This is a genomic window from Microbacterium sp. HSID17254, from assembly GCF_003989315.1.
Taxonomy (GTDB): Bacteria; Actinomycetota; Actinomycetes; order Actinomycetales; family Microbacteriaceae; genus Microbacterium.
In genome coordinates, this window is record NZ_RBLT01000001.1 from 37,619 (window position 1) to 56,478 (window position 18,860).

General features: G+C 65.3%; 16 protein-coding genes and 1 pseudogene. 6 read left to right on the top strand and 11 right to left on the bottom strand.

The window, feature by feature from the left end:
* Window positions 1–226 precede the first annotated feature (226 nt).
* The 4 genes from D8M34_RS00190 to D8M34_RS00205 form a co-directional block, all read right to left on the bottom strand.
* Window positions 227–2,173: a hypothetical protein gene (locus D8M34_RS00190; protein ID WP_105950117.1), complete on the bottom strand. Its 1,947-nt coding sequence runs from the start codon at window positions 2,171–2,173 to the stop codon at window positions 227–229.
* Window positions 2,170–3,162 (bottom strand): tyrosine-type recombinase/integrase, encoded by a 993-nt coding sequence (locus D8M34_RS00195; RefSeq protein WP_105950116.1) that lies wholly within the window; start codon window positions 3,160–3,162, stop codon window positions 2,170–2,172. Before D8M34_RS00195 ends, D8M34_RS00190 begins: the two co-directional genes overlap by 4 nt.
* Window positions 3,163–3,236: 74 nt before the next feature.
* Window positions 3,237–4,157 carry a hypothetical protein gene (locus D8M34_RS00200; RefSeq protein WP_105950115.1) on the bottom strand — a complete coding sequence of 307 codons (921 nt, stop codon included), beginning with the start codon at window positions 4,155–4,157 and terminating at the stop codon, window positions 3,237–3,239.
* 13 nt (window positions 4,158–4,170) lie between these two features.
* Window positions 4,171–4,488 carry a hypothetical protein gene (locus tag D8M34_RS00205; protein WP_105950114.1) on the bottom strand — a complete coding sequence of 106 codons (318 nt, stop codon included), beginning with the start codon at window positions 4,486–4,488 and terminating at the stop codon, window positions 4,171–4,173.
* Window positions 4,489–5,788: 1,300 nt separating this feature from the next.
* Here D8M34_RS00205 and D8M34_RS00210 point away from each other — a divergent pair.
* From D8M34_RS00210 to D8M34_RS00220, 3 genes are all read left to right on the top strand, one after another.
* Complete coding sequence (locus tag D8M34_RS00210; RefSeq protein WP_199787652.1) at window positions 5,789–7,039, top strand: sodium:proton exchanger; 1,251 nt, start codon at window positions 5,789–5,791, stop codon at window positions 7,037–7,039.
* Between the two features lie 100 nt (window positions 7,040–7,139).
* Window positions 7,140–7,814, top strand: a complete 675-nt coding sequence (locus D8M34_RS00215; protein WP_105950112.1) for a response regulator transcription factor — start codon at window positions 7,140–7,142, stop codon at window positions 7,812–7,814.
* Window positions 7,811–8,794, top strand: a complete 984-nt coding sequence (locus D8M34_RS00220) for a sensor histidine kinase (RefSeq protein ID WP_105950111.1) — start codon at window positions 7,811–7,813, stop codon at window positions 8,792–8,794. The genes D8M34_RS00215 and D8M34_RS00220 overlap by 4 nt, the downstream gene beginning before the upstream one ends.
* Here D8M34_RS00220 and D8M34_RS00225 read toward each other — a convergent pair.
* From D8M34_RS00225 to D8M34_RS00245, 6 genes and pseudogenes are all read right to left on the bottom strand, one after another.
* On the bottom strand, window positions 8,766–9,563 hold the full coding sequence (locus tag D8M34_RS00225; RefSeq protein WP_105950110.1) for an FAD:protein FMN transferase: 798 nt from the start codon (window positions 9,561–9,563) through the stop codon (window positions 8,766–8,768). The two genes, D8M34_RS00220 and D8M34_RS00225, sit on opposite strands and share 29 nt — an antisense overlap.
* Complete coding sequence (locus D8M34_RS00230; protein WP_105950109.1) at window positions 9,560–10,015, bottom strand: FMN-binding protein; 456 nt, start codon at window positions 10,013–10,015, stop codon at window positions 9,560–9,562. Before D8M34_RS00230 ends, D8M34_RS00225 begins: the two co-directional genes overlap by 4 nt.
* 19 nt (window positions 10,016–10,034) lie before the next feature.
* Window positions 10,035–11,444: a ferredoxin reductase family protein gene (locus tag D8M34_RS00235; RefSeq protein ID WP_105950108.1), complete on the bottom strand. Its 1,410-nt coding sequence runs from the start codon at window positions 11,442–11,444 to the stop codon at window positions 10,035–10,037.
* Between the two features lie 73 nt (window positions 11,445–11,517).
* Complete coding sequence (locus tag D8M34_RS00240; protein ID WP_105950107.1) at window positions 11,518–12,246, bottom strand: VIT1/CCC1 transporter family protein; 729 nt, start codon at window positions 12,244–12,246, stop codon at window positions 11,518–11,520.
* Window positions 12,247–12,495: 249 nt separating this feature from the next.
* Window positions 12,496–12,647: pseudogene (locus D8M34_RS19480) on the bottom strand (IS3 family transposase); the annotation flags it as partial.
* Window positions 12,648–13,377: 730 nt separating this feature from the next.
* A complete protein-coding gene (locus tag D8M34_RS00245; protein WP_234024131.1) occupies window positions 13,378–14,349 on the bottom strand; it encodes a metallophosphoesterase in 972 nt (323 codons plus the stop codon).
* A 273-nt stretch (window positions 14,350–14,622) separates the two neighbouring features.
* Here D8M34_RS00245 and D8M34_RS00250 point away from each other — a divergent pair, with 273 nt between their 5' ends.
* Together D8M34_RS00250 and D8M34_RS00255 are read left to right on the top strand one after the other, a co-directional pair.
* The gene (locus D8M34_RS00250; protein ID WP_105950105.1) at window positions 14,623–15,222 is read left to right on the top strand and encodes a hypothetical protein; all 600 of its coding nucleotides are present in this window, start codon (window positions 14,623–14,625) and stop codon (window positions 15,220–15,222) included.
* A gap of 246 nt (window positions 15,223–15,468) precedes the next feature.
* Window positions 15,469–15,768, top strand: a complete 300-nt coding sequence (locus D8M34_RS00255) for a hypothetical protein (RefSeq protein ID WP_105950104.1) — start codon at window positions 15,469–15,471, stop codon at window positions 15,766–15,768.
* A gap of 130 nt (window positions 15,769–15,898) precedes the next feature.
* On the opposite strand, the gene D8M34_RS19830 is transcribed toward D8M34_RS00255, so the two are convergent.
* Window positions 15,899–16,138, bottom strand: a complete 240-nt coding sequence (locus D8M34_RS19830; RefSeq protein ID WP_158698553.1) for a hypothetical protein — start codon at window positions 16,136–16,138, stop codon at window positions 15,899–15,901.
* A gap of 25 nt (window positions 16,139–16,163) precedes the next feature.
* Between D8M34_RS19830 and D8M34_RS00260 the strand changes: the two genes are divergently transcribed.
* The gene (locus D8M34_RS00260; protein WP_126892900.1) at window positions 16,164–18,830 is read left to right on the top strand and encodes an excinuclease ABC subunit UvrA; all 2,667 of its coding nucleotides are present in this window, start codon (window positions 16,164–16,166) and stop codon (window positions 18,828–18,830) included.
* Window positions 18,831–18,860: the final 30 nt, after the last annotated feature.

Here is an 18,860-nt window from a genome sequence, read left to right on the forward strand (position 1 = left end):
CTGATTGCAGAACAGCTAGAGAAAAGGGAAGGGCACCTGCTTCGAGCAGGTGCCCTTCCCTTTTCTGCGTCTGCGAGATCGGATTCGAGTTCATATGGTCGAGTCCGCACGATTCTGGGGACGAAAACACGAACGCGCCCGGTTTTCGGGCGCGTTCGATTGTCCTGGTGTAGCGGGGAGCGTGCCGGGCGTGCCGCCGGCGGGCGTCGTCAGTGTACGGAGCCGTTCAGGTGCGCATTGGTGTCAGCGCGAGCTCGCTCGGTTGGCCGGGCGGTGTGTTCGTCAGCGACGATGCTCGACCGCCTCGGGGGATACTGAGGTCGCCGTTGCCTGTGGTCTTCGTGTAGCGATTGGCCCAGACGCGGTCGCGGCGGCGGATGGTGTGGACACGTGGAGTCGTGCGCGCTCGTTCGATCTCTCGGTCGCTGAAGAAGGCTGCGATCTTCCGGATGTTGTGGGCCGCGATGAGGAGTGTGACGAGGATCTGTGCGGCGGCGATTCCGCGGACGCGGCGGCGACCGGCGGTTTCGATGTCTGCGTCGCCTGATGCCTTGAGCTGATGGTTTCCGGACTCGACGGTGTTGCGGGCGTGGTCGTGGAAGGTCTCCCACTCTTCGGTGCCGTAGGCGAAGGCCTGCTGCGGGGCCTGCATCTCAGTGAGGTCGAACGCGGCCGAGTGCTTCTTGCAGATGGTGTCGAGGAACTCTTCTTCCAGGGTCTCGGGCTCGACCTCGGGGCGGGCCTTCTTAGCCGCGCTGAGCATCATCTCGCGGAGTGGGCAGGTGACCGTCGGACTGGGGCCGAGGGCCGGGCAGCGCAGCATCACTTTTCCGTCAGGCGTCTTCGCCTTGTCTTTGACGTGCAGCTGGAAGGCCTTCCGCTCTTCGATTCGGGCTCGATGCGTTGCGACGTCGATCACGTCGCCGAGACGATCCGGAGTGGCGTTCAGGAGGGGCTTCGGCGTGCTCGGGCAGTACGCGTCGCCTTCGACGAACAAGGCGCCGTGCTGGCCACCCTTGACGCCGACGCGGTCGGATCGGTAGTCCGTGGACGGAGTGAAGCCGGTTTTCAATGCCGGCTTCAGGAGTCGGAAGGGCTTGGCGTTGGCCCAGTACTGCTTGTCAGCGTCGGCGACACCAGGGGCGAGGTCGAGCATCGCTGCGGCTTCGAGGAGGTGCGCAGCTTCTTCGGCGACCTCCATGTTCGGGATGCTGAGGGACGCGGCGACCACGAGACTCGGGAACCGCTTTGAGCTGGGCTGCTCGGCGTCGACGCGAACGGCCAGGTTCGCCACCCATCCCCAGTCGTAGTCTCCCGACTTCCCGCGTTCAGGTGCGGTCTGGTCGACCTCGCCCTTCTGGTTGTCGACGCGCTCAGCTTTGCCGCTCTTGACGTGCCACCCGGCGAAGGCGTCCACGGGGCCAGGGGAGACCTCGCCGAAATCGGCTCCCTTTTCAGCCTTGACCTTGCTCGCGAGATGCTTGCGGCTGTACCCCTTGGTGGTGGGTGTGCCGATGTAGGTCTGGTCGAAGGAGAGATCCATCTGCTTCGAAGCCCGACGCACTTCTCGCGGCTGGAGCATGAACGTCATGCGGATAAAAAGGCGGGTGTACTCGTCCAGGCGCGCCTTGTACTTCTCCGCGCGCTCTGCGTCGTGATTGCGAAGGATCTCCTGGATCTGAGTGTGGGTCTTGGCAGTGTAGAGCTCCTGCGGGTAGGGGTCCATCAGGGTCTTCATTCGGTGGAACGCGCGAATCGTGTTCGTGTACCAGCGCTTCGTTGTGGCGACATGGGTAGCAAAGCTCGTGGGCGTCTCGGGCAGGTCGAGGAGGTCGCTGGACTTCGTGGAGAGCCTGTGCTGAAGAACGTACGCGGCACGCCGGATGTGGAGCGGGGCCCCTTCCTGAGCAAGAAGAAGGAGGGCGGTGAGCAGGGCGCGGTAGGAGATCATCGCGGGTCGTCCGCCCATACCGTCGCGTTTGGCATCTTCAGCGGCCCAACGGTCGAGTTGCTCGAGGATGCCGGACTGCCGGACGCGGGTTTCCGCCAAGGCCACAGTGGAGTCGTCGAACTGCTGGAGGTCGCGGCCGCGACCGAGGACCTCGCGCTCGGTGATGCCGCAGTCGTCGTTGTCGTCGAAGGCGCGGTAGTAGTCGATGTCGACGGAGGTCATCGTGCGACCTCCGCTCCGACGAGCTGAGCAGTGAAGTCAGCGACATCCAGCACGTTCGCGTGCTCGTAGTACCGAACGAGGGTCGAGTAGTGCTCGAACCCGGCCACTTCACGGAGCACGGGCAGCGGCACGTTGTTGTTGATGTGGTGCAGCAACCACGCCGCACGAAGCGCTGCCGGGGTGGGACGGACGGGCGCGGGGTGGTCAGTGAGGAAGGACTGGATGATGCGGGGCGGGTACTCGGCGATCCGCGGTCCACGAAACAGACGCTGGTCGGCGTCGGCCCGGCCGTCGATGCTGCGAAGCAGCACCCGAGCCCAGGCGTGTCGCACAGGTACGCGTCGGGCACGCTTGCCGACGACATCGACGAAGACGACGTCGCCGTCGCGGTGGATGTCGGCGACGCGGACGTTGACGATCTCGGCCGCGGTCAGTCCAGCGCCGCCGGCCAGTCCGAGGAGCGCCTGAGCGTTCTGGCGCTTCTTCACGGTGGTGAGCGAGTTCGCCCAGCTGTGCATCGACGCGATCTGCTTCGTCGTGAACGGGGAGCGGACCTTGCCGTGCGGTGCCGTGATGGCGATGAGGTCGGCGTCGGCGAGCTCGCGACCGATCTTCACCAGCTGACGGGATACGCCCCACCGGTGACCCGCGGATCGGTTCTTATGGACCGTCTCGAGAAACCGGTCGATGTTGCTCTGCGTGTAGACCCGACGGATCGTCAGCTCTGTACCCGTCCGCGCCCACACCCACATGTGGAACGACGCGGACATCGTCATCAGCCGGCGAGCCACATCGAACGAGTGCGGCAGCATCGCGGCTGCGGTCTCGACGGTGAAGGAGCGTGTGGCCGTCCAGGCGCCAGCCAGGGCGGCGCTGTTGGGCCGGTACTTGACGATGATGGGCGCGGCCAGCTCGGGCAGCTGCGGGTGGGATGCGAGTAGTGCTGCGGTCTCGTCGAGGTTGTCGCTGAGTCGGTGGTTTGGGTTCATGACCACCGTGTACGCGGCCAGTCGCCAAAGCGTGCGTACGGCGTGTCGCACTTCCCGCAGCACAGCGCACCGGCCTAGTCCCGAGAGCGCTCGAAGTCGGACTTCGATGGCGGAAGTGGTGCCCGCGACGGAAGGAACCGTCGAATCCTATCCAGCGCCGCAAGGTGCTCGAGCCCTGCGATACGAAGGAGTTCCCCCGGAGGTGTCCGGGCCTGCAGATGGGTGAGCAACCAAGTCGTCCGCATCCGCGCCGGCCTAACATCCAGCTCTGTCTTGTGCCCCCGATGTAAAAAGTCGGTGACCTGAGCCGACCGCACCCCCGTGCGTCCAATACGGAATACCCACTGGTCGTCGCCCAGCTCTTCTATCGCTTCTCGGAGTGCGGGTTGCCATGCAGGGAGAACCGGGACGAGCCGTGGTCGCCCCGACCATACCAGGATATGAACGTCGTCCCCGCGCACGTCGATGTCCCCGGTGCGCACCGACAGAAGTTCACGGGTCGCGAGGCCTGCTCCGAACCCCATCGCGAGGAGGGCGGCCGCGTCACGACGGCGGACAGTCGACCCCTGGGCGCCGGCCCAGCTCCGGAGGGCAGCGATCTCAGCTGAGTTGTATGGCGGAGTGGGATCAGACCGAGGAATAGGGAAGGGGGCCTCTGAGGGTGGGGTCACGGTGTCGACGATGGTGAGGAGGACGGAGCGATACGTGGCCCGGCTCCCGCGCGTGAACGATTCCATCCCTCGGTGGACGTACTCTTCGACCAGTCGACGCCGGAACATCTGTGCGACGTCGAGTTCCAGGCCTTTGGTCTGCCACGCCCACAGCACGAACGCCGTCGCGACCGGATACAGCGAACGCGCCTCCCGACCCGTCCGACTCGCCGTCTTGTTCACCGCAGCCGTCACGACCGGCCCCAGCGTCGTCCAGTACCGTGCCGCCTTCTTCGGCGCGAAGGCTCCGTCGTCGGCCTCATCGTCGACCTTGGTATCGGCCATGGTCCAGCTGTTCCTACTGCGGGAGTGGTGTTCGTGACACCTGGTTGATGCTCAACACCGTGGCGGACGTGCGGCGAGTGAACAACACTCCGGGGACGTCTCGGTCGATGAGGAGCACCATCGGAACGCCGACTCGGCACGTCGCGACAGCGACCAGCGCGGCGGATTCTGGGTCGAGCACCGTACGGACCCCTGTGCGCACTTCTACCGTGCGGGTGACCTGTCGGTTGTTCATGTCGAGGCAGTACTCGACTCCATCATCTGTGGTCACGACGAAGACGCCGTCCATCTCGTCGAGCACCCGGACCTGCGGCTCGTCGTCGATCTGCACGATGACGCCTCCTTTAAATGTCAGCAACCCTACGAAGCCGTCTAGGGCGACTCCGCCGACTCAGCGACAGCGACGCGTGTGCTCGGCGCGGTCTGACGACGGGTGCACACCGCGCATAGGTCCATTGGGCGAGCCGTCTCGCCCATGAAAGGACCCTGTGCGCGCGTCGACCCCTGCAGAACTCCACCAAGAAGCTGAACAACTACGACGGGCGGAGGGGCCCGTCGATCCCGTCGCCGACCGGTTCGCCGCGGCGGTGACGTTGGTTCTTGACGACCAAGTCGTACCTCAGCGCCGCGCAGCGACCTGGATCCGTTCTCTCCATGCCTACGAAGATCACTGGCGACACCACGGTCGCGCGCCACGCGAGAACACTCGCGCGAGGACGACCCTCATGGACGAGGAACGCCATCTCGGCGAGTGGGCTCGGTATCAGCGTCGCTTCGAAGGCGGCCTGAACGCGTACCAGCGCGCTCGACTCGACGTCTCACCCGCTTTCGAGTGGGATCCCCTGGATCGCGCGTGGAACGAAAGGTTCGAAGAATGCGAACGATTCGTCGCAGCGCATCGCACCCTTCCTCGATTGCACGCGGCAGATCGGGCAGAGTTCGTGCTCGCGCGATGGCTCGGCCGTCAATTGCTGCGACTCCGAAACGGACGACTTGAACGTGCTCGTACTCAGAAGTTGCTCCGACTTATTCGAGAAGCGCGCCGAACATAACCCCGGCCGCACCCGAGCGGTCCCACATGCTGAATTTCGTGCACGCTTCGCAATCCTGGCCTGATCGCATCCAGCAGTGGTCGGGCTGCAGGATGGTTGTCTACCAGACGCGAGAACGTCAAGTGCCAGCATTATCATTCGGGTCTCGGCGTCATTGCCGTGGGCGACCCCGCACCCCGAATCGCTAGTCTGGGCGAGGCCATGTCATGCTGCCATCCGTTGCTCTGAGTGGCTGCGCCGCCGGCTGTGGCGCTTGAGAAACGCTCGCTCATGCTTTCGGCGCAGCGAAAAGATAAGAAGTGTCTTAGCTTCGGCCTTACGATTCCGCTTCAGGTCTCCCGAAAAGCTCCGAATCCGTTCTCTCGGCCATGTTCGAAGCTCGCCGGCCGGAAGACTGGGGGTATCGAAGGGGAGTAGCTCCGGGCCGTAGCGCCTGAGGGTGCATCGACATACTGACGTTCACGGAGATCGTCCGGTGCCCCGTCCCGATCCGGGATGAGCGAGACCTTCGGCCTCTCTGTGTGGCCGAAGCTCCGCTGTGTCGTCTCTTCGGTCGCGCCCGACCGAAAGGAGAGCGCGATGCCTCGCGCCCTCATCTCCCGCATCCTGTTGTGCCTGACGATTGCCGCCCCGGCCGTTGTGTTCCGCATCCTCGCATTCCACCCGAACCCCGTAGTCGACCTGTTCGTGTTCGGTGCCGCGGTGGTCGCTGCGAGCTTCCTGCTCGCCTGGGCCGCCGAAGCCGCGCAGAAGGACATCTCCGGCGCCCTCGCGATTGCGATCCTCGCCCTGATCGCCGTGCTCCCCGAGTACGCCGTCGACCTGTACTACGCGTTCCGCTCGGGTTCGGACCCCGACTACGCCCAGTACGCCGCCGCGAACATGACCGGGTCCAACCGGCTGCTGCTCGGCTTCGGCTGGCCGCTGGTCGTGATCGTCGCCCTCATCGTCGCCAATCGAGGTCTTGGCCGTGGCGACACGCGCCGGGTGTCGAGTCTGGGCCTTCCCGTGACTGCGCGCCTCGACGTCGGATTCCTCGGCATCCTCGCGGTGCTGGCATTCGCGATCCCGCTGCTGGGCAACATCCCGATCTGGTTCGGCCTCGTCCTGATCACCGGATTCGTGCTGTACCTATGGCGCGCGAGCCGGGTCGAAGACGACGGCGAAGAGGAGTTCGTCGGAGCGGCAGCCGACATCGCCGGAATGCCGACGCGTGCCCGCCGCGTCACCGTCATCTCGATGTTCGTCGTGTCGGCCGCGATCATCCTCGCCTGCGCCGAACCGTTCGCTACCGCGCTCGTGGATTCGGGGACGTCGCTCGGCATCGACAGCTACTTCCTCGTCCAGTGGCTCGCCCCACTCGCCTCCGAGGCTCCCGAGTTCATCATCGCCGTGCTCTTCGCGCTGCGCGGCATGGGCGCCGCCGCCATCGGCACCCTCATCGCCTCGAAGGTCAACCAGTGGAGCCTGCTCGTCGGATCCCTCCCCATCGCGCACTTCTTCGGAGGCGGAGGAGGCGACCTGCCACTCGACTCCCGCCAGATCGAAGAGTTTGTCCTCACCGGCACACAGACCCTCATGGGCGTCGCGATCATCATCGCGCTGCGCTTCCACTGGCGCTCGGCCGTCGCCCTCGCAGCGATCTTCGCTGTGCAGTTCTTCGTCACCGACACCACCGGCCGCTACATCCTCTCAGCAATCCAGGTGCTGATCGCCGTGGGGATGCTCATCGCGCACCGCGCACACATCCTGCCCACTCTCACGGCACCGTTCCGCCGCACCCCTACTCGGGAACGTCTCAGCGAGACTCCGACGGCTGCCTGGCAGTGACGTGAGCACGGCATCTGCTGTGTGAGTGAGATGCTCGATTCCGTTGTGCGCTTGTCGTGAGTCATAGCGTGATGCCCGTGGCGCGTGGCAGTATCACCTCATGGTGGGATCCTCGAAGCTCGCGTCTGTGCTGTATGTCGAGGACGATCCACTGATCGCGGCGATGACGGTCGAGGTGTTGTCGGAGACGTATCGGGTCGATCATGCGTCCGACGGCGAGGTCGCCCTGCGTTTGGCGCTGGGTACCCGGTATGACCTGATGGTGGTGGACCGGCGGCTGCCGGGGATGGACGGTGTCGATCTTGTTCGCGCGGTGCGCACGGCGCACATCACGACCCCGGTGCTCATGCTGACTGCCCTGGGCGCGGTGGACGACAAGGTCACGGGGCTCGACGGTGGGGCGAACGACTATCTCGTCAAGCCGTTCGACTACGAGGAACTCCTGGCGCGGTTGCGCGCATTGCAGCGGGCTTTCCAGTCGGGTGGGGCGCGGCGCGAGCTCGGTGAGTGGAGTTTCGCCCCGACAGCACAGGCGGTCTTTGACCCGTCGGGGTACCGGATCACGCTCACGGCGACGGAGAGCGCGTTGCTGGAGGTGCTCAGCGGGAGTCCGGACCATGTGTTCAGTCGAGAGGAGATCCTCCGGGCGGTGTTCCCTGCCGGTGATTCCGCGAGCTCCGTGGACACGTATGTGCACTATGTGCGGAAGAAGACGACTCCGGAGATGATCGAGACGGTCAGAGCGCGCGGGTATCGTGCGGGGAACCCGTCATGAGTGCGCAGAGAGACCCGGATGCGGAGAAGGTGCGGCGGGCGGCTCGGGTCGTCGCGGTCTGGGTGGGCGTCTCGTCCGGGGTGATCGTCCTCGGAGGTGTGCTGATTCTTCTCGCGGTGGTGCTGTCGTCGTCGCGCCGTGAGGGCGAGAGGCACGAGGGCGGGTGGTTCCCGGGTGCGGGTGGGGACGATTTCGTCGTCGACATCAGTGTTCTCGTGCCCGCCGTGGTCCTGCTCGGTGCGGTGGGGGTGCTGTTGCTGGCCGTGGTTGCGAGTATCGCCGCGCGGCGAGCAGCACTCCCGTTGAGCGATGCTCTGCGGCGGCAACGACAGTTCGTCGCGGATGCGAGCCATGAGCTCCGTACGCCGTTGACGGCGTTGACGAGCCGTATCCAGATCCTGCAGCGCCGTCTGGACCGCGGCGAGGACGTGACCGCGACGGCGCGCGAGCTGCGAGAAGACGCGGATCGCATGCGCGACGTCCTCTCCGACATGCTCCTCGCCGCAGAAGGACAGTCGTTCGCCGGAGAATCAGCGGTCCTCGCCGACGCCGCTCGCGGCGCCACAGCCGCGATCCGCTCCCTGGCGGACGACACGGCTGTGAGGATCGACGTCGACGTCGTGGACGCTGTCGTGCCGGTGCTGCCGGTGACCCTCGTGCGGGCTCTGGTCGCACTCCTGGATAACGCGGTCGCGCACTCACCGGCAGGCGGCTCGGTCGAGCTCTCAGCACGGCGGTCGGCGAGCGGGGTGGAGATACGTGTGACCGACCACGGGGCTGGGATCTCCGGTATCGACCCCGCTCAGGTGTTCGAGAGGTTCGCTCGCTCTCCCGACAGCGGCCGTGGACGCGGATTCGGGATCGGGCTCTCGCTGGTGCGGGATGTCGCACAGCGCGCCGGAGGGAGCGTTGTCGTCGAATCGACGTCCCCGGGAAGGACAGTGTTCCTTCTTACGCTGCCCACGACGACGCCGAGGTGACCTCGACGGGCGTCGACCCGATCCACCGTGTGGTGGCTCCAGTATCCGTGACGAGCAGCCCGGTCCTCGTGCGGGAGGCGGCGATCCAGGTGGTGTCGGAGGAGCCTGCGGCGATGGCGGCCGTAGCCCAGACGTCTGCGTGAGCGAGAGTGTCGGCGACGACGGTGACGGAGGCGATGCCGTGCGCGCGGTGACCGGTGCGTGGATCAATGATGTGCCTGCCACGTTCGGCGGGACCGGACGTGGCCACAGCACCATTCGTCACCTGCATCGTCGCGACAACGCTCCCGGGGCGACACGGGTCTGCGATTCCCACGTCCCAGACCCAGTCCGAGCCCTGTGCGGTGAACAGTTGCAGGTCTCCTCCGGCGTTGATGCCGACGGCCCGTGACCATACGAGGAGAGGGGCGAGGTGTCGTCTGCTCGCGTGTTCCACCGCCCACCCCTTGACGTACCCGGTGGGGTCGAACCCGCCCCGCCAAGATGCGGAGAAGAGCCCGCCGGTCTCGTGTTCGTAGTCGGCGCACGCGGCAGCGACCTCTGCCACGCGCGGGTCAGCGTCCTGGATGCGGAGGTCACCGGCCCGGATGCGGCTGATGTCGGATTCGGCCCGGTAGGGCGAGAACACGCGGTCGATGTCGCGGAGCTCCGAGACGCACGCCCGCACCGCATCCCGGACCGCAGCGTCGTCACGCGGGTCGACGATGTGGATGCTGATGGCGGTGCCCATGATGTGCTCCACGTGCACGTGGATGTCTGGCGTGGTCATTGTTGTGCCTGATCGATAGCGCTCTGCAGCGAGCTCGTGTATCCGTCGCTGGTGTAGGTCGCGCCGGACACCATCTGGATGTGTGCGCTCTGGCCCTGGACGGTCTCGGAGACCAGCAGCGGGATCGCGTGTGCGTTGATCTGTTGGTCTCGACCGTTGCTGTCGGGATACTGGAGCGCTTGCGCGTCGGTGATCTTCCCTCCCGACACGGTGATCTGCACCTGGATGGGCCCGTAGCGCGTGTGGGTGGTGTCGCCGGTGAACGTCCCGTCCGCGAGCCCCGTCGTAGTCCCGGCGGTGGTGGTCGATGCCGACCCGCTGGTGCCCTGGGTGGTGCTGCTGGCGGGGCTGGCGATGTCGGAGGGGGGAACAGCGTCGAGGGAGGTGCGGTAGCTGAACAGGAGGACGATCCCGCTCAGTGTCGCGAGGAGTGCGTAGATGATCTTCTTCATGGCGTTGCTCCCTCGGTGCTCAGGAAGTGAAGGATTCGGAGTGGATGCGGTCGACGGTGAAGCCGGCGCCTTGGAGGTCTTCTCGTAGTGCGCGCATCCACCCGTCGGGGCCGCACAGGTAGACGTCGTACTCGTCCGGGTCAGGGGCGATGTAGCGGAGCAGATCGGGGCCATTCCAGGCGGTGTGGGTGGCCGGCAGCCACGGGGAGTTGCCGCCCGCGCGGGGGCCGGTGAGCGGGAAGTGGCGCACTCCGCGCTCACGGATCAGCGACGAGATCGGCTCCCGCAGTAGAGCGTCAGAGTCCGCACTGTCCCGGACGACCAGGGCCGCGTCACCTGGCTCGTATCGCTCCGCCTCGAGAAGCGCGACGAGCGGGGCCACTCCGGCTCCCGCACCGATCATGAGGAGCTTCCGGCCGCTGCGGCGATCTCCGGTCATCTCCCCGAACGGACCCTCCACCAACACTCGGGTGCCCGGACGCAGCGACGCGAGTCGTGTCGTGCCGTCGCCGACGAGGCGCGCCGTAAGCGCGTAGGTGTCGCCCGGAGCGGCCGAGAGGGAGAAAGGGTGCCCTCGCATCCATCCTGGCCCATCCAAGAACCGCCACACGAAGAACTGGCCCGCCCGTGCCTTCAGCGCACGGAGGTCCCGACCGGACATGCGCACGGTGACACCGGCTGCCCCATCGAGTGCGACGGTGTCGACGCGGAGAGCGTGTCGATGGGAACGGACAAGCGGTGCGACGACGCGGAACACCATGACGGCTGCCGCTGCGATAGCCCACAGCGACCACCAGTAGATCGTGGCCGGTGTTGATGCGAGGAAGTCGGCTCCCGTCCATAACTGGTGCGGCAGAGCGAGGAAGACGCCCAGGTACGCGTACAGGTGTAGCAGATGCCATGACTCGTACCGCAGGCGACGGCGGGCACGGCGGATCGAGGTGACCACGACCATCACGAGCAGACCGGTTCCCGCAGTTGCCAGCAGCATCCCCGGGTAATCCCAGACGAAACTCCACAGCTGATCCCACAGTCCCACACCCGCCGCCGCAGCGTACCCGATGACCAGCAGCAGGATGTGCAGACCCATCAACCAGAACGACCAGAAGCCGACCTGTCGATGAAACCGCGTGATCCCCTCACGCCCAAACCCCCGCTCGAACAGCGGAACCTTCGCCATCAACAACACCTGATAGAGCAACAGGTTCGCTGCGACAAGCCCGGAGAGCCGTCCCAGAGTGGTCACGCTCTCCGCAGAGAAACTGAGTACGGCGGTCACCCCGCCCCCGGCCACCCACAGTGCGACGACGAACAAGCTCGTCGCCCAGATCACGCAGAGTGCGGCGACCCGCCACCACGAAGTGGCGACCCGGGGCTTCGATACACGCAAGGTCGGCGTGAACGTTGAGGCGGTGCGGAGGGTGCTCATGACGCCATCGTCCACGCGGCCCTCTGAGAGAGCTTTAAGAAAGCTGTGCACCTGAAGCTGTCATAGGTGATTCTCAGGCAACGCCGGTCGTTCCGAGAAGCGACCCGAGTGCGAACGTCGCGGCGAGAGCGAGCGCCCCGCCGACCACGACCCTAACCGTCGGCCGGACCGCAGGGTTCCCGCCGATCCTCGCGCTCACGAACCCCGTCAGCGCCAGCGCGAGCAGGACAACGATGAACGTGATCGGGACGCGCAGGTCGACGGGCGGCAGCAAGATCGCCAGCAACGGGAGCAACCCACCGATAGTGAACGCAAGAGCCGACGCTCCAGCGGCAGCCCACGGGCTCACCACGTGGTCTTCGGTCATTCCGAGCTCTGCTTCCAGGTGCGCGGTGAGGACGTCGTGGGCGGTCAGTTCTTCCGCGACCTTGCGTGCTGTCTCGGGAGTGAGCCCCTTCGCCTGGTAGATACCGGTGAGCTCTTCGAGCTCCGCAGCGGGATCATCGACCAGCTCCTGGCGTTCTTTCGCGATCAGCGCCCGCTGGCTATCGCTCTGACTGCTGACCGAGACGTACTCGCCCAGCGCCATCGAGACCGCCCCACCGACCAGCCCTGCGATACCCGCCGTCACCAGAGGCGCGAAATCCGTCGTCGCCCCGGCGACGCCCACGACGAGCGACGCAACCGAAACGATGCCATCGTTGGCGCCAAGTACGCCTGCCCGCAGCCAGTTCAATCGCCCACCGAGATCGCCAGAGTGAGGCTCGTTGCGGTGGGCGCCCTCAGGCGCGTTGTCGTCCATGGCGTTAGCTAAGCATCCTTCGACTGGTTTCGCAGACTGATTCAAGATGATCGCGGATCCAATACAAAACCGCAACTGGGCTCGCTTTGGAACGCTGGCGTGATCTGAAGCTTCAGGTCAATGGGGAGCGTCCAGTGCCAGCCCCCGTTGTCCCGAAGCGTTGAGCCGCGGGTGGATTGTGCTGTACGACGAGCTCCCGGTCTGATCGAAGCTCCGTGGGACTGCCGAGGGTCTTGGTGACTCTTCGTGTTAGGCCGCGGATGCGGCCTGTGTGGTCATGATGGCTTCGAATTCGACGGGCGCAACTTGCCGAGGGCTCGCTGTCGACGGCGCCGGTAGTAGGTCCGTTCGCTTCAGGTTACGATGGCGAGGCGGAAGTCGTTGCCGGGGGCCCATCGGCGCGCGCAAGGAGTTCGATCATGCCCAGGCGCGGATCGGCAAGATGGAAGAGCTCGCGAAGGCCGAGTTCGAGGACAACTCGCACCTCCCGGCGACCCCTCGTCAATGGTTCTCTTCATCGGTAGGGACGAGAAGTGGGACGCGATTTGCGCCGAACATGGGCTCACACGTCCTACCTACGACAACAAAGCCTTCTTGCGGCGTACGAGTGCTCAACTCGACTCGGCGCGACTTTTTGACCGCCGCGGGCGGACTACTCATCTCGACGGCCGCGAGCGTCGGCTCGCTCTTCCTCGTCGCCTGAAGCACGGCGAACATAGCCTTCGTCCCGCGATGGGCTGCTCGTGCACTGGAGCTTTCGTCAGACCTTCACGCCCAGGCGTTCACTCGTCTCCAGAGAGACTCGTCAGGGAGGATTGCTGGTCCGTCGAATGCGTGCTCGACGCTGCTCGAACCTTGCCGCTCCCGCCCTCCCGCTGAAGCAACAGGAGATGGCCTCTCACCCAGCGGTGCCGTATAGCGGGGAGGGTGGATGCGGCGGGAGCCGTGGCGCAGGCTTATACAGTCGCGATGTATAAGCCTGACCAAAACGGTTGGCACAGCGACAGACATACTTGCGGCCGTCCGTCGAGGGAAACAGCGTCGATGCTGTTCGCGTGGCGACTGCGACTAGCTGAATGCTTGCAGCTAGCCCGCGCAGGGTCGCACCTGAAGCGAGGGGCTTCTCCTCGGTCAAGGCTCATCGTGGCGGGTTCGAGTATGGCGGCGGCGGACCTCTTCGAGTATCTCCTCGAGACTGCGGACACCGTCGACGTAGTCCTGGGCGTCACGGAGGGCACGAGGCGTCGGCTTGAGTCCGTCCAAGACACCCGAGTGCAGGGCTTCTGCGGCGCCGTTGATTCGCTGCGCACGAGTGAGGCGGGGAGCTTGGTCGTTCGCCAGTCCGCGGAGGACGGCGAGACTCGGCGTTGCCATCCGAAGGTTCTGCATGTCGAGGATCCCGAGGTTCCACTCGTGGCCGTCGCGTCCGAGGCTAGCGACCCGCCGTCCATCATCGGTCTGTCCGCCTCCTGCGATATGCATGTGCCCGTGAATGAGAAGCTCCGGGTGCACAGCGTCCCAGACTTCGCTCACGCGCGCGCGTGATGCTGCGGAAGCCTCGAGTGCCATCCTCGGAAACCGGTGCGGGTTTGTGCGCAAGACCTGGCGAACGGCGCGGACGGGGTTGTTGGCCGGCGACTCGTGGGTAAGCATCAGATCCGCCCGCCCACCGGCGACAGCTGTCGCGACGTGGTCATCGGTGATCGTCTCATCTGGCCACCAGGTCCGCCCTTCTTGGCGGGACTCGCGATCGACGGACGCGGCGCCGCCAAGCGCCAGAACAGAGCGTCCGCCGATGGTGAGGCGGGCTGGCCGTGGGAGGATCCAGGTGAGCTCGGATACCCTTACGGCTTCCCCGGGATGTCGATCGAGCAGCGGAGTGATCTGACCGTAGTCGTCGTGATTCCCGAGGACCACGTAGAAGCGGTCGATGTTCGTGTCGGCGAAGATCGCGTCGACCTCGCGCGGCGACATCTGCCAATCCCCTAGGTGCAGCAGCGTCGTCACATCGGGTGCCAGCGACGGGAGTGCCCGGGCGACCACACGAGCCCAATCTGCATTGCCGTGCCAGTCGCCGCACACCGCGACGCGCCGATCGGGCAAAGAGATCCTTTCTGTGTGTTCAGACAATCTCATCCCGACTCCGTTCAGCGGCGAGCACCACGGCCGTGCACCGGGCGATCCTGCAAGCATCTCAAGCAAACATGCGTCGAGTCTGTTCGCATGGAGCGTTGTCCTCCGTTCGGCGATTCTCGACGCGAGCTCTGTCCAACGCGGGTGTCTCAACACGCGTGCTTGACGACCTACAGCTGAGCCTTGCCGGCTCGATGTTGTCGCGCATAGGGAGGCGTCCAAACCACTCAGAGAAAGCTGCTTATGACTAACATCCACGCCTCGACTACGCCGCAGTCAGACATCGAACTGCCGGACTTCCCCCGCCCCACCACTGACGAGTACGTGCGAGACATCGACCCGTCGCCTCTTTACTCGCATCTCGCATGCACTCGCTATGTCATCGGTACCTGGGACGGCTACGGCGTTCGCGTACTTACCAACGAGACGGACGAGTACGCAACCATCCACTTCCGCATTCCCCGGGGATTGCCGGCCGACTGGGCGTCGCAGCTCGCCACCTTCTCGACGCAGCGCATCTCCTACACAGACCGAGATCGCTCCTGGGACGAAGAATCCGGGGGCTGGCCCACTTCGAACCGAGACCGCTGGAGTGCCTTCGTAGACTCGGTCCTCGCCGCCATCGACTTCGCGCGCGCCGCCTTGGAAACTGCGGTGTGGGCACACGCACGCGGCGAAGACTGGAGCTGGCCTTCATTCCCGCCCGGCAGGATCGAGACGAAGTACGAACTGTGGGGCGACGGCCACCCGAACCGGTACGACCCCGAAGAGGATTACGCACGGTACCTGGAGGAGAGCGGAAAGGGTGCCGGCGCTACCCCGGCGGGCGAAGTCGCCTTCTGACCCGGTAGTCGGCTGCTTGTCGCCCAGCTCTACGCGGCCTCGTCTCCGGCGTGTCGACCATCTCGGGCCCATTAGCCACCGCCACTAGAGCGTGTTGCTAAAGGTTGATTCGTGGTGTGCGGGTGACGCTCGGAGCGTGTACGTCTGTGAACTCCATGACCATGCCCGTGCGGCGTGCGGCGTGCGGCAGCGCCAGATTCATAAGACTGACGACGAACTTCCCGGGTTCCTCGTGCATGCACAAGTGTGCCGAGTTCCTGGTACATCAACCGGGCACCGAACATCGCCCAACTGGACGCCGGTGTCCAGACAATCCTGCGGCTGCTGGAGCTCGCGCCCAAGCTGAACGTGGTGCTGCTCCAGGGCAGCATGCGGAGCGTGCTTGGCGTGCCTGCACTGATTCTCAGTGCCGTGGCCATCGACAAAGTCAAGGAGCGGAGGAGTCCGCCGCACGTCGAACATCCGCGATGTGTTTTGTGGCTCTTGACGCCAGCAAGGATCGCCATCGTCGTCGATTTTCGGTGTAGGGCTGCGGTAACTGAGTGATAACCCGGAGGTTCTACAAGGAGCATTCAGGACAGACGCCCACCTAGTGAGCCGGATGCGGTTGGCGTGAGATCGACGACAGGGACCTACCGCGGTGATCTCCGTCCGGCGGCGACGGTGGGGAGGTTCTTCATCGCGTGAGACGTCTCCTCCTACTTGTCGTCACCAGCCAGGCGCCCCCGCCAAGGATGCCGAGACCAAGAAGCAGCGCGAGTATCGCTGTTGCCCCATCTGCTCCCGTAGAGGGGAGGGAATCCTCGAACGTGTTGGTAAAGACGATGCCGACGAAGCGCCCTTCACCACGAACCTTGAAGAGCCGGTAGACAGCCGCATCATCTTGCCTCCCACGGTCGATGAACCTGCTTACCACGAGAGCCGCTTGGTACAGTTCCGAAATGGATCACCTTTCCTCAGCGTCCCCCCACGTCCAGCCCGATGTCCGGGTGCGTGGTGCCCGGGAACACAACCTCAAGGACGTCGATCTCACGGTTCCGCGTGACGCGATGGTCGTGTTCACGGGCGTGTCCGGATCCGGGAAGTCCTCCTTGGCTTTCGGCACGTTGTACGCGGAGTCGCAGCGGCGCTACTTAGAGTCAGTTGCCCCGTACGCGCGGCGACTGATCGACCAGGCGGGTGTCCCCGACGTCGACTCCATCACTGGGATGCCGCCCGCAGTCGCCTTGCAGCAGCAGCGCGGAGGGCGCAGCGCGCGCTCCTCTGTAGGCAGCATCACCACGCTGTCGAGTGTGGTTCGGATGCTCTATTCGCGAGCAGGTGCATACCCAGATGGTCAGCCGATGCTCTACGCCGAGGACTTCTCCGCGAACACCGTGCAGGGCGCGTGCCCCGAGTGCCACGGCATTGGCAGAGTGTACGCGGTGACCGAGGAGCGGATGGTCCCCGATCCTTCACTCACCATCCGGGAACGCGCCATCGCATCGTGGCCGACCGCCTGGCACGGCCACCAGCTGCGCGATGTGCTGGTCGCGCTCGGCTATGACGTGGATGTGCCGTGGAAAGATCTGCCGAAGAAGGATCGGGACTGGATCCTCTACACCGACGAGACTCCGTTCGTCCCGGTTCACTCGCGACTCACGCTCGCTGAGGCTCGACGGGCGATCCAAGCGGGGATCGAACCGAGCTACTCAGGCACGTTCGTCGGCGCGCGACGATACGTGCTCGACACTTTCGCAAACACGAAGAGCGCGTCGATGAAGCGCCGCGTAGCCCAGTTCATGAGCGCAGCGGTGTGCCCGGTGTGCCAGGGGAAGAAGCTCAAGCCCGAAGCGCTGACGGTCACGTTCGAAGGACTGGACATCGCCGACTTCTCAGCCTTGCCACTGCGTGAATTGGCAGAACTTCTCGTGCCCGTCGTCGCCGAATCCGACCTCGAGGACGAGACCTCCGGCGCAACGATAGACGTCGAGACCAGGCGCGAGGCCGTCGCACAACGCGTCGCTGCAGGCGGGTCTGCGCACTCCGCTGCACCCGATGTCCGTCGCACGCCGAATCGGTCCGCCGAGAAGCGCGCCGCGGCAGCCCGCCTCGGTGCCGAGCTGCTGGACCGCCTGCGCCCCATCATCGACCTCGGACTCGGCTACCTCTCGCTGAGCCGTACGACGCCGACACTGTCCGGGGGGGAACTGCAACGACTTCGACTCGCCACGCAACTCACGTCGGAACTGTTCGGTGTCGTCTACGTCCTCGACGAACCGTCAGCCGGTCTCCATCCGCACGACGTCACCGCGCTGCTGGGTATCCTCGACGGCCTCAAGCAGCGCGGCAACAGCCTCTTCGTCGTGGAACACTCCGTCGACGTCATGCGGCACGCGGACTGGCTCGTCGACATCGGCCCCGGAGCCGGGGAACGCGGCGGGCGCGTGATCTACAGCGGCCCCACGGACGGGCTCGCGGAGGTCGACGAGTCGGTGACGCGCGGATACATCTTCGGAGGCAGCGGCCTCCCACCGCACCAGCCCCGTGCCGCCCACGACTGGTTGCAGCTGGAGCACGTCACCCGCAACAACCTGCGGGACGTATCTGTGGCGCTACCGCTCGGAACGCTCACGGCTGTCACTGGCGTGTCAGGGTCGGGGAAGTCCAGCCTTGTCAGTCAAGTCCTGCCAGCCCTCATCGGCGCCAGGCAAGGAGACACCCGTCGCATCGAGGAGGACAACGCAGAGGCCGACACCCTGCTCCTCACTGACGAGTCCGATGAACTCGGAGGGTCGGTCGAGGGCGACCTCACGACGGTCCGGCGTGTGGTGAGCATCGACCAGAAACCCATCGGCCGCACGCCCCGCTCCAACGTCGCGACCTACACAGGACTCTTCGATCATGTGCGGCGCCGGTTCGCCGAGACGCCGGAAGCTCGGACACGCGGATACAAGCCCGGTCGGTTCTCCTTCAATGTCGCAGGCGGCCGTTGCCCGACCTGTGAGGGTGAAGGCTCCGTGATGGTCGAGCTGCTCTTCCTGCCCTCGGTCTACACCGTGTGTCCCGACTGCCATGGCACCCGCTATCAATCGAGCACCCTGGAGATCACCTGGCGAGGGCGCAACATCGCGGAAATCCTCGCGATGAGCGTCGAAGAGGCTCACGAGCTCTTCGCCGGCGAGTACGACGTGATGCGCTCACTCACCTCGCTGGTTGATGTCGGGCTCGGTTATCTGCGCTTGGGACAGCCGGCCACAGAGCTCTCCGGTGGGGAGGCGCAGCGTGTGAAGCTGGCCACCGAACTGCAACGAGCGCAGCGCGGCGACACTCTGTATGTGCTCGATGAGCCGACCTCCGGATTGCACTGTGCCGACGCAGACCGTCTAGTTACCCACCTTCAGACTCTCGTCGATGCGGGCAACACGGTCGTGATGGTGGAACTCGACATGCGGGTGGTCGGCGCAGCCGACTACGTCATCGATCTCGGGCCGGGAGCCGGTGACGACGGCGGCACAGTGGTCGCGTCCGGAACGCCAGCAGAGGTCGCCGCGTCGAGAAACAGCGCTTCAGCACCGTATCTCGCCGCCGCCCTCGCCGAGGCCGCGACGCTGACGTCAGGGGCATAACCGGCTCTTTGCAGATGGGGGTGTAGACGT